Raw genomic sequence first — 7,437 nt, 5'->3', positions numbered from 1 at the left:
TCAAAAATGTTTCGGTAAATAAACAATCATACCCACATCTTTCTAACAAAATCGTCATTCCATCTTACAAGCCATACACATTCGCCAAAACCAAATCAAATAATGCTAAAATATAACCGGGATTATATTAAACTGCGCAAATAGATCAAATAGCATTATTTCGAGGAGGAATAAAAAATGGGCGAAAGCGCAAAAAAACTTACTTGGCAGAACCTTGCACTCATGGCATTTGTAATGGTATGGGGATTTGGTAATGTCGTAACAAACTACGCTAACCAAGGATTGGCGGTAGTTACATCGTGGATCATAATGTTTTCACTTTACTTCATACCTTACGCACTCATGGTTGGTGAACTTGGGGCAGAATTCAAAGATTCACAAGGTGGAGTTAGCTCTTGGATCAAATCTACAAATGGAGCAAAACTTGCCTACTTAGCAGGTTGGACTTATTGGGTAGTACACATACCATACTTAGCACAAAAACCTCAAGGGGTTTTGATTGCATGTAGCTGGATATTCAAACAAAATGGAGACATGATAAAAGCAATGGATCCTATGATCTTACAATCAATAGCACTTGCAGTATTTCTATTTTTTGTATGGGTAGCATCTAAAGGTATAACATCACTAAAGAGAATAGGAACTATAGCTGGTACAGCTATGTTTGTGATGTCTATACTATATATACTATTGATGATGGGCGCACCTGCCATAGCCGGTATCAAGCCTGCTACAGCAAATATAAGTCTTAAGAGCTTTATACCTACATTTGATTTTAGGTACTTTACAACTATTTCTATGCTCGTATTTGCAGTAGGTGGAGCAGAGAAAATATCACCATATGTAAACAACACAAAAAATCCATCGAAAGATTTCCCAAAAGGAATGATAGCACTTGCTGTAATGGTAGCTGTATCAGCAATATTAGGTTCTATAGCTATGGGATGGATGTTTGATTCAGCAAACTTACCAGACGACCTTAAAATGAATGGATCGTATTATGCATTTAAATTGTTAGGAGAGTACTACGGAGTTGGAAGTCTTCTTTTGATAATATATGCTATTGCCAATGTGGCAGCTCAGGTTTCTGCACTTATATTCTCTATAGATGCACCTCTTAAAGTACTTTTAGGAGATGGAGACAAGAACTTCATACCAAAATCACTTACAAAAGTAAACAAATACGGAGCACCTATAAACGGATACAAAATGGTAACTGTATTAGTTGGAATACTAATCATAATACCAGCTCTTGGTATAGGCGATATGAACACATTATTTAACTGGTTATTGGATCTTAACTCTGTTGTCATGCCAATGAGATACTTGTGGGTATTCTTTGCATATATGATGTTAAAAACTAAATTCAAGAACAGTGGTACATCTGATTATAAATTCTTAAAGAACAACAAAGCAGGATTTATAGTAGGATTATGGTGCTTTGCATTTACAGCATTTGCTTGCATAATGGGTATATTCCCAAAAGGAATAGATGCATTCACTGGCGAATGGTATTTCCAAATTGCACTTAATATACTTACTCCATTTGTACTAATGGGACTTGGACTTATATTGCCAAGTATTGCTAAAAAGACAAATCACGAAGATGATCACAAACAAAGAAAGATAGCATAACGATCTTTTGTGTCATAATTTTTATAATAAGTTACCTTAAGGAGGTGCCTGGCACCATCCTAAGGTAACTTATTTAATTTTCTGCACTTCATTTTAGCATGAATTGATATTTCGTGTTATAATGTCTAAGGATAAAAATTGTCGAGTTAAAGAAATGCTCGAGAATAATAAAATAGCACGATTAGGGCAGTGGGAGGAAACATGGAAACAGGAAGAGGAGTATGTAATATTTGCGGGCAAGATTTTTCGAAGAGGGGAATTCTTAGACATCTAAAAGCTTGCAAATCTAAAGATCAAAAATTAAATGGGGAAGAGAACAAAAACGACTATAGACTTTTGAAATTAGAACTAAAAAAAGATAAAGACGCGTGGACTTACGTTTATCTTAGAAACGATTTGTCTGATGATAGTGTTGAGTATCTAATCAAAGATATTTGGTTTGATCACGATGACGATATAGATGTTCGTAAAAAAGTAGATATAAAGGTTTGTGAAGAATCCATAGATTTGAATTCGAAAGAAGACTTCATATTAGGGGCATATGGATTCGAATACGATTTTGATAGCTGCAGAGCTCGAGAACGAAAGGAAGCTACTGAGGCTGAAATTGTTAAATCGAAACCGAATAGAGCTGATAGTAGTACAGTCAATAGTAATGATGAATCAAATAATGCTGAAATAGATGTAGAGACAGTAGGAAAAGTAGAATCACTACTTAATGTATATGGAATAATTAATAGAAAAGCACTTTTTAAGATATTAGAATTTCAGGGGTGTAATTTATCAGAGGATGAATTAGAAAATACTCTTAAAATGGCGAGTGAAATGGACTTTGAAATAGAATACGTAGAAGGTGGATACTATAAGATACCAAGCATAGATAATCCGAAACTATATGTAGAGAATGAGCTTTATAAAACTCTAGTCTATAAACTATTGCCGAGTCAGATGCTTGATAAAAAAGCTATAATCAAATATATGAGAAATATAAGAGCGGTTAAAGACTTTGAAAACTACCTAGAGAGAAGATATGAATTATCTGATGAGCATATTGGTGAATTGATTGAAAAAATAATAAAAAATATACGAACTAGTGTATATGATTTTGATTTAATGTTTGAAGAATCATTTGGGGATCTTAAAATTGAGCGAGAATTTGAGCGAAAGATGCTTAAAGAAAAGTATATGGAAATGGCAGTAAATATACCGCTTTGGATACTGAAAGGACATTCTATAGCAGAATCGGACATGGTATTTGGCACTAAACTCAACAAATACACTAAAAAAGAAAATTCTGAAGTGTATTCGTGTACCACAAAGAAGAAGATTGGAAGAAACGAACCCTGTCCATGTGGATCAGGTAAAAAATTCAAAAAATGTTGTGGTAAATAGATCAAAAGCGGAAAAATAAAAAAGTTAAACAATAGAAAAGCTAAATGATAGGAAAGTTAAAAAACAAAAACTATATAAATCAAAAAAACTGTTTAACACTTTTTTCATCGGGTATTAAACAAGCAGACGGAGGAAGTAAACTTTAGGTTACAACACCACTTTGTGACTTAGAGGGTTACGTCACTTTAGGTCTCCCCACAAAGAAGCGCTCAACCCCAAGAGTGCTTCTTTTTTGCGTTCTACTAAGAAATCGAACTTATAAAAATGACTATAATCCAGTAAGTACTGTAGATACCAAGAATTTTAAACTTCAAAGAAACATCGTCTATAGGTTTAAGTAAAAAGTCAAATCCAAATCTTATGCTTAATTTTGCAAGCACTAATCCTGCGATAGGAATTATAAGCAGAGGATGGATATATACACAGATCATTGAAAGTGGTATTAGCCACAGAGATGATTTGAATACAGTGTAAAATAGTCCCAAGAAGATGTATATTATACCTACAAGTTGTAATATGTCAACTTGCCAAAACCACAAAGGTTTAGATGCAACGTGGTAAGAAGAACCGTCAAACGCTTTGAAGACGATTAAAAGAAAATCATATCTTATGAGACTTAGTACTGTTCCCATCAAAAACAAAACAAATCCCAACAAAAACATTTGCTGTAGAGGTTTGAAATGAAAAGAAAATGTAGCAGCAAAGCATATAAAAAAAGACAAAAATGAAACTGATGAAAGAAAGGTTTCAAAATAGTCTAGGCACATACTTAATGAAAATATTAAATTTTTATGAAAGATGATATAAATCGTAAACAAAAAAAGACAAATTGCTTTTTCCTTTGACAGAAAAGATGTTTTTAAAAAAGACTTAATGCAAAATGATTTGTCTTGTTTTTTATTTTTAAATTCTAATTTTTTTTCCATAGCCCAATTTCTATCCATAAGAATACCTCCCTTCAAATACATTTAATTATTGACCAATTATAATGAAAAAATACGAAAAAGTAAATGTAATAAATGTATTTTTTTGAAGTTTATAATGTATTTTGATGAAGCGAGATAAAAACATACAAAAAACATACAAATAAAATACAAAAAGAATACTTTTATCAGCAAGTTCATATATTTTGCACATTGACTGAAATGAAAGTGAATTATATAATTAGGATAACAGTGAAAATTAATAAGTAAAATTTTGTTTACGTAATGAATATATGTTTTAGAAGAATTTATTGATTAGCATTTGAATGTTTTAGTATTTGAATGTTTTAGTATTTGAATGTTTTAGTATTTGAATGTTTTGGTATTTAGATGTTCTAGTATTTTGATGTTTTAGTGTTTAGGGGTTTTAGTGATAGGAGTTGATTGATTTATGAAGGGAAAAAATATTAAACGACTGATGGCGTGGCTTTTAATTGCGATAATAACAATTACTGCTACGCCAATTTCATTTGCGGCAGGTGAAGAAAAAGTTGTAGCTAAAATAGTTGAATTTGAAGGAGAAGTACAGATGTACCAAGCTGGTAAGGAAAGCGGGCTTAGTGCATTTAAAGGCATGACACTAGCTCAGGGCGATAGCATAGAGACATCTGCAAACGCATGGGTAAAGTTAGAGATAGACAGATACAAAGAAGTAAAAATTGGCGAGTCTACCATGGTCCAAATGACTACTCTAAAAGAAAAAATGGGAGATAGCGTAGGAAAGACAAAGATAAGCCTTGCCACAGGAGAAATTTGGATAGATATAAGCAAAAAACTAGAAGAAGATTCTAAATTTGAGATAAAGACACCTACAGCGATAATGGGAGTTAGAGGAACAAAATTCTATGTAGGAGAGCTAAAGGCTGATGATGAAGGATCTTACGAATCAGACAACTCGGACAAAAGTAGAAACAGGACAAATATAAAGGTAATAGAAGGTGTCGTAGCGGTAAGCCGTGATCAAGCTGAGAAAGAGACACTAAACAAAAAAGAAGGAGACTCTATTACAGAAAATCAAGAAGAAGTACTAATTACACCAGGGCGTGAAGCTACAATTACTAGAACTGAGAGCGAAGATAGACCGCAGACAGGACAGAATGATCAAAAAGCAGTAGTTGAAGTAGAACTAGATTCATGGGAAGTGCCAGAACTTAATGATTTTGTATTAGAATCTATAAAAGAGAGTCCAGATAGAGTACAGCCAGAGGTATTAGAAAAAGTTGAAGAACAGATAAAGATAAACGAAGAAAAGAAAGCACAAGAGCAGATAAACGAGCCATTGCAACCACAAGATAATACTGAAGAAATGCAAAACAAAAATATAATATATGATGAAAGTAATTCGAAAGAAGAAAAAACTGTATCTGAGGATTCGGAGAATCAAAGCAACTCGAATGACGATAAGAGTGGTGATAGCAAAGAGCAAAGTGACGAAGAGAATTCTAGAGATGAAGACAAAGAAGACGATAGGGATAAGAGCAGAGATAGAGACGACGACGATGATGACGATGATGACGATGATGACGATGATGACGATGAAGACGATGAAGACGATGAAGACGATGATGATGACGAAGACAAAGACAAAGACAAAGACAAAGACAAAGACGAAGATAAAGATAAAGCGGAAGAGATTGTAGTTGAAAGCGTAACTCTTAGCAAAGCTAGTGCGGATATAAAAATAGGAGAAAGTATTTCACTATCAGCTGTTGTGAAACCGTCAGATGCAAAGGATAAAACCATAACATGGACGAGTAGCGCGCCATCAATAGCGAGTGTCACTTCGTCAGGAGTAGTAAATGCTATAGCCCAAGGTCAAGCGACGATAACAGCGACTAGCATAAATGGAAAAACAGCGAGTGCCGTGATTACAACAAATTCAGACGATGTAGAAGTAGAGAGCATAAGCGTATCACCTAGTAGTTTGAGTTTAAAAGTAGGAGAGAACGGAAATCTTAGTGCAGCAGTACTTCCATCAGATGCAGCAGATAAGAGTGTAACATGGGCGAGCAATGCGCCATCAATAGCAAGCGTTAGTTCAGCGGGAGCAGTAAATGCAATAGCAGAAGGTCAAGCGACGATAACAGCAACTAGTGCTAATGGAAAGACGGCTAGTGCAGTGATTGTTGTAGAGGCTATACCAATACCAGATCCGCCAAAACCAGCGGATATAGAAATAGAAACAATAGTCATAGATCAAACCGAGTTAAATTTGATGATAGATGAAACATGGCAGTTAACAACAACTATATTGCCTTCAAACGCAACAAATCAGGGCGTAGTATGGACAAGCTCAAGCCCATCGGTAGCATCGGTAAGTCAGAGCGGTTTAGTGACGATAACAGGCGTGGGACAAGCTATAATCACAGCGACTACAAACAATGGAAAAACGAGTACAACTACTGTGAATGGTTTTCCGAAAGAGGTAGAAAGTGTTAGTTTTGACAAAGTAAGCATATCGTTAGCAGAAGGAGAAACAGCGAGTATAAATGCTATAGTACTTCCAGCAGAATCAGAACAGGCTTTAGTATGGACGAGTAGCGATGAATCTATAGCAACAGTGACAAATGGAGTAGTAACAGCAGTATCAGCATCAGAGACGCCAGTTACGATAACAGCAACTAGCAATAACGGAAAGATGGCGATGTGTTCAGTGATAGTGACAGCTAATATAGCGGTAGAAAGTATATCGTTATCACAGACTGAGATTACAATAAACGTAGGAGATACAGAATCCTTAGTGGCGACAATATTGCCAGCAGAAGCAACTAACCAAAATCTAGTATGGACAAGTAGTGATGAATCAAAAGTTAGAGTTAGCGATAGTGGACAAATAGAAGGGATATCGGCATCTAATACTTTTACAATAGAAGGAGAAACAGTATATCATACAACAACGATAACAGCCACTAGTAATAACGGAAAGGCAGCGACATGTGAAGTAAAAGTATTGGGACAACCAACGAGAGTTAATTTATCGGAAAATAGTTTGACGCTCTCTATTGGAGAACAAAGAACATTGACAGCAGCGGTGACTCCAGATTACACATCAGATAAAAGCGTTACTTGGGAGTCAAATAACCCTTCTGTAGCTACGGTGGATACAAGCGGGAAAATCACAGCTGTAAGTAGTGGAAACGCCGTTATAGTCGCCACGAGTAGTTTTGATAATTCGAAATATGATACATGTTCGGTAACTGTAAATTCAGCACCAGACGCTACAGCAATAAATATCACAGGATTAGATGAAAACGGCAAAATAGTTTTAAACTCATCTGATTCAGGGGCATCCATAACAGCTAGTGTAGAGCCAGCTGGGGCAGATCAAAGTATTACTTGGAGCGTAGATGATCAAAATGCAATATTATTTATAACATCAAATGAAGGTAAGAATTTAACTATATCACAGCCAGAAGCATCGTATTTC

At 35.1% G+C, this 7,437-nt stretch carries 4 protein-coding genes; 3 read left to right on the top strand and 1 reads right to left on the bottom strand.

Annotated features, from left to right (window positions below; translation table 11 throughout):
- Positions 1 to 177 precede the first annotated feature (177 nt).
- Together N4A40_08795 and N4A40_08790 are read left to right on the top strand one after the other, a co-directional pair.
- Positions 178 to 1,635, top strand: a complete 1,458-nt coding sequence (locus tag N4A40_08795) for an amino acid permease (protein ID MCT4661943.1) — start codon at positions 178 to 180, stop codon at positions 1,633 to 1,635.
- Between the two features lie 201 nt (positions 1,636 to 1,836).
- Positions 1,837 to 3,027, top strand: coding sequence for an SEC-C metal-binding domain-containing protein (locus tag N4A40_08790; protein MCT4661942.1), 1,191 nt, complete (start codon positions 1,837 to 1,839; stop codon positions 3,025 to 3,027).
- 242 nt (positions 3,028 to 3,269) lie between these two features.
- On the opposite strand, the gene N4A40_08785 is transcribed toward N4A40_08790, so the two are convergent.
- Positions 3,270 to 3,971 (bottom strand): hypothetical protein, encoded by a 702-nt coding sequence (locus N4A40_08785; GenBank protein ID MCT4661941.1) that lies wholly within the window; start codon positions 3,969 to 3,971, stop codon positions 3,270 to 3,272.
- A gap of 430 nt (positions 3,972 to 4,401) precedes the next feature.
- On the opposite strand from N4A40_08785, the gene N4A40_08780 reads away from it, so the two are divergent.
- A partial coding sequence (locus tag N4A40_08780) for an Ig-like domain-containing protein (GenBank protein ID MCT4661940.1) occupies positions 4,402 to 7,437 on the top strand: 3,036 nt, incomplete at its 3' end.

It is taken from the genome of Tissierellales bacterium, from assembly GCA_025210965.1.
Classification (GTDB): Bacteria; Bacillota; Clostridia; order Tissierellales; family JAOAQY01; genus JAOAQY01.
Note: the sequence above shows the minus strand (reverse complement) of the source record. Positions and strands in the feature narration are given on the sequence as shown.

Excerpts from the sequence above, each read along its gene's own strand:
- N4A40_08795 (MCT4661943.1), top strand. The coding sequence starts at position 178 with ATGGGCGAAAGCGCAAAAAAACTTACTTGGCAGAACCTTGCACTCATG.
- N4A40_08790 (MCT4661942.1), top strand. The coding sequence starts at position 1,837 with ATGGAAACAGGAAGAGGAGTATGTAATATTTGCGGGCAAGATTTTTCG.
- N4A40_08785 (MCT4661941.1), bottom strand. The coding sequence starts at position 3,971 with ATGGATAGAAATTGGGCTATGGAAAAAAAATTAGAATTTAAAAATAAA.